4 protein-coding genes are annotated in these 4,300 nt (G+C 72.1%); all 4 read right to left on the minus strand.

Annotated elements, in window-relative coordinates; all coding sequences use genetic code 11:
- Window positions 1-164: 164 nt before the first annotated feature.
- Window positions 165-1,070: a tRNA pseudouridine(55) synthase TruB gene (gene truB, locus QK440_RS40830; RefSeq protein WP_282798328.1), complete on the minus strand. Its 906-nt coding sequence runs from the start codon at window positions 1,068-1,070 to the stop codon at window positions 165-167.
- Entirely contained in the window at window positions 1,067-1,519 is a 453-nt protein-coding gene (gene rbfA, locus QK440_RS40835; RefSeq protein WP_282798329.1) for a 30S ribosome-binding factor RbfA, read from the minus strand. Before rbfA ends, truB begins: the two co-directional genes overlap by 4 nt.
- Before the next feature lie 48 nt (window positions 1,520-1,567).
- The gene (locus tag QK440_RS40840; protein WP_282798330.1) at window positions 1,568-1,864 is read right to left on the minus strand and encodes a DUF503 domain-containing protein; all 297 of its coding nucleotides are present in this window, start codon (window positions 1,862-1,864) and stop codon (window positions 1,568-1,570) included.
- Window positions 1,865-2,100: 236 nt separating this feature from the next.
- Window positions 2,101-4,300 (minus strand): translation initiation factor IF-2 (gene infB / locus QK440_RS40845; RefSeq protein WP_282798331.1); only part of this gene is annotated, 2,200 nt, incomplete at its 5' end.

Genomic DNA, 4,300 nt, shown 5'->3' on the forward strand with positions numbered 1-4,300 from the left:
AAGCACGACTGGATGCACCGCCTCGGCTAGGCGGTCCCGCACCCGACCGAGAGGCGGGGGCCCGCCGCCCCGCCCCGGGCCCGCCCGGTTGCGGGGGGGCGGGGGCGGGCCCGGCCCGGGGGGGGGGCCGGGGGGGGGGGCCCCGGGCGGGGGGTGGGGCGGCGTCAGCCGAAGACGGCGAGGCTCTTGGCCTTGCCGCGCGCCTCCTCGGCCAGGACCAGGAAGCGGTCCTCGGGCCCGAAGACGGCCACCGGCCCGGCGCCCGCGTACTCCTCGGGCATCTCGATCCGTACGCCGTTGGTGAGCAGCCGCGCCCGCCGGTCGTCCAGGTCCCAGCGCGGGAAGGCCGCGGCGGCGGCCTCGGCGACGGGCATCACCGTGAGCTCCTCCTGGAGCTGGTCCAGGGTCTTGGCGCCGTCCAGCTTGTACGGCCCGACCCGGGTGCGGCGCAGCGCCGTCAGGTGCCCGCCGACGCCGAGGTCCGCGCCGAGGTCCCGGGCGAGCGCCCGGATGTACGTACCGGAGGAGCAGACCACGGACACGACCAGGTCGAGGACCGGGGTGCCGTCCTCGGCGACGGCGTCGCGGATGTCGTACACCTGGAAGGACGAGACGGTCACCGGCCGGGCCGGGATCTCGAAGTCCTCGCCCTCGCGGGCCCGCTTGTAGGAGCGCTTGCCGTCGATCTTGATGGCGCTGACCTTGGACGGCACCTGCATGATGTCGCCGGAGAGCTTGGCGACGGCCGCGTCGATGGCGTCGCGCCGCACGCCCGAGGCGTCCGCCGACGAGGTGATCTCGCCCTCGGCGTCGTCGGTGACCGTGGCCTGGCCGAGCCGGACCGTGCCGAGGTACTCCTTCTCGGTCAGCGCGAGGTGCCCGAGGAGCTTGGTGGCGCGCTCGACGCCGAGCACGAGGACGCCCGTGGCCATCGGGTCCAGGGTGCCCGCGTGGCCGACGCGGCGGGTCCTGGCGATGCCCCGCATCTTGGCCACGACGTCGTGCGAAGTGAAGCCGGACGGCTTGTCGACGATGACAAGGCCGTCCGGCGTGGTGGTGCGTGCGGTCATGAGGCGGCGTCGCCGTCCGTTTCGTCGTCGGCGGGCTTGCGGTACGGGTCCGCGCCCCCGGCGAAGTCGGCGCCCGCGGAGGCCTCACGGACCTTCGCGTCCGAGGCGCGCGCCTTGTCGAGGAGGTCCTCGATGGCCCGGGCGTTGTCGGGCAGGGCGTCCGCCACGAAGGTCAGCGTCGGGGTGAACTTCACCCCCGCCGCGCGTCCGACCTCGGAACGGAGCACGCCCTTGGCGCTCTCCAGGCCCGCGGCCGCGGCCGCGCGCTCCTCGTCGTCGCCGTAGACCGTGTAGAAGACGGTCGCCTCCCGGAGGTCACCCGTGACCCGGGTGTCCGTGATGGTGACATGAGAGCCGAGCCGCGGGTCCTTGATCCCGCGCTGCAGCTTCTGGGCCACCACCTCTCGGATGAGGTCCGCCAGCCTCTTGGCCCGCGCGTTGTCGGCCACTGCTCCGTCTCCTTCTGTGCCGTGCTCGTCGCTGGTCGTTCAGGTCGTTCATTCGTCGTCGTCACCGTGGAACCGCCGCCGCACGGACAGCAGCTCCACCTCGGGCCGGGCGGCGACGAGCCGTTCGCACCGGTCCAGTACGTCGGAGAGGTGCCCCGCGTCCCCGGAGACCAGCGCCAGGCCGATCTCACTCCTGCGGTGCAGTTCCTGGTGGCCCACCTCGGCCGCGCTCACCGCGTACTTCCGCTGGAGCTCCGCCACGATGGGCCGGACGAGGGAGCGTTTCTCCTTCAGCGAATGTACGTCGCCGAGGAGCAGGTCGAAGGACAGAGTCCCCACAAACATGTGTGTGCCGGATGTCCCGCCGGTCCGGGGTCGCGCCCTGCGCACGGTTGGCAGGGTCCCCTGAACCGTACAACGCCGGGCCGGTTCCGCTCGACGGAGTTTCGGGAGCTGCGCCCCCGAACCCCTGCCTTCGCGCTGACGCGCCCGCCCTCGAACGCCGGACGGGCGCGGAGCGCCGAAAAGGGCGCGGGGGCCACCCGGGGACGAACCCCGGGCAACCCCCGACCCTGCGAACGCTAAGCCCGCGGCTTCTCGCGCATCTCGTACGTCGCGATGACGTCGTCGACCTTGATGTCGTTGAAGTTTCCGAGGTTGATACCGCCCTCGAAGCCTTCCCGGATCTCGGTGACGTCGTCCTTGAAGCGGCGCAGGCCCTCGATGTTGAGGTTCTCCGCGATGACCTTGCCGTCGCGCAGCAGGCGGGCCTTGGTGTTCCGCCTGACCTCGCCGGAGCGGATGAGGACACCCGCGATGTTGCCCAGCTTGGACGAGCGGAAGACCTCGCGGATCTCCGCCGTGCCGAGCTCGACCTCTTCGTACTCCGGCTTGAGCATGCCCTTGAGGGCCGCCTCGATCTCCTCGATGGCCTGGTAGATCACCGAGTAGTAGCGGACGTCGACGCCCTCGCGCTCCGCCATCTGCGCGGCACGGCCGGCCGCGCGGACGTTGAAGCCGATGACGATGGCGTCGGAGCCCATGGCCAGGTCGATGTCCGACTCGGTGACCGCACCCACGCCGCGGTGCAGGACGCGGATGTCGACCTCCTCGCCGACGTCGAGCTGGAGCAGCGACGACTCGAGCGCCTCGACGGAACCGGAAGCGTCACCCTTGATGATGAGGTTGAGCTGCTGGATCTCGCCGGCCTTGAGCACCTTGTCCAGGTCCTCGAGCGAGACGCGGCGCACGCGCTTGGCGAACGCGGCGTTGCGCTCACGGGCGGCGCGCTTCTCGGCGATCTGACGGGCCGTACGGTCCTCGTCGACCACCAGGAAGTTGTCGCCGGCGCCCGGGACGTTGGTGAGACCGAGCACGAGGACGGGGGTCGACGGGTCGGCCTCCTCCACGTTCTCGCCCTTGTCGTCGAGCATGGCGCGGACGCGGCCGTACGCGTCACCGGCGACCATCGTGTCGCCGACGCGGAGCGTACCGCGCTGGACGAGGACGGTCGCGACGGCGCCGCGGCCCTTGTCCAGGTGGGCCTCGATCGCGATGCCCTGCGCGTCCTGGTCGGGGTTGGCCCGCAGGTCGAGCGAGGCGTCGGCGGTGAGGATCACGGCCTCGAGCAGCTCGTCGATGTTCGTGCCCTGGCGGGCGGAGATGTCGACGAACATCGTGTCGCCGCCGTACTCCTCGGCCACCAGGCCGTACTCGGTGAGCTGGCCGCGCACCTTGGTCGGGTCGGCGCCCTCGACGTCGATCTTGTTGACCGCGACCACGATCGGCACGTCGGCCGCCTTGGCGTGGTTCAGGGCCTCGATCGTCTGCGGCATCACACCGTCGTTGGCCGCCACCACGAGGATCGCGATGTCGGTCGACTTGGCACCGCGGGCACGCATGGCGGTGAACGCCTCGTGACCCGGGGTGTCGATGAAGGTGATCTTGCGCTCTTCGTCGTTGACCTCGGTCGTGACCTGGTAGGCACCGATGTGCTGGGTGATGCCACCGGCCTCGCCCGCCACCACGTTGGTCTTGCGGATGGCGTCGAGCAGGCGGGTCTTGCCGTGGTCGACGTGACCCATGACGGTCACCACCGGCGGACGCGAGACCAGGGCCTCGTCGCCGCCCTCGTCCTCACCGAACTCGATGGAGAACGACTCGAGCAGCTCGCGGTCCTCCTCCTCGGGGCTGACGATCTGAACCGTGTAGTTCATCTCGTCGCCGAGGAGCTGCAGCGTCTCGTCGGAGACGGACTGCGTGGCCGTGACCATCTCGCCGAGGTTCATCATCACCGCGACGAGCGACGCCGGGTTGGCGTTGATCTTCTCGGCGAAGTCGGTGAGGGACGCGCCGCGCGACAGGCGAACGGTCTCGCCGTTGCCGCGGGGCAGCATCACGCCGCCGACCGACGGGGCCTGCATGGCCTCGTACTCCTGGCGCCTCTGCCGCTTCGACTTGCGGCCGCGACGCGCGGGACCGCCGGGACGGCCGAAGGCGCCCTGCGTGCCACCACGGCCGCCGGGACCGCCGGGACGGCCACCGAAGCCGGGACGGCCGCCGAAGCCACCGCCGCCGCCGGGACCACCCGGACGACCGCCGCCGCCACCGGGACCACCGGGACGACCGGCGAAGCCGCCGCCGCCACCGGGACCGCCGGGACGACCGGCGAAGCCGGGACGGCCGCCGCCGCCACCGCCCGGACGGCCACCGCCGCCGGGACCGCGGCCGCCACCGGGGCCACCGCCGGGACGCGGGCCCGCGGCGGGACGCTGCGGCATC

The organism is Streptomyces sp. CC224B (assembly GCF_030010595.1).
In the GTDB taxonomy this organism is placed as follows: domain Bacteria; phylum Actinomycetota; class Actinomycetes; order Streptomycetales; family Streptomycetaceae; genus Streptomyces; species Streptomyces longispororuber.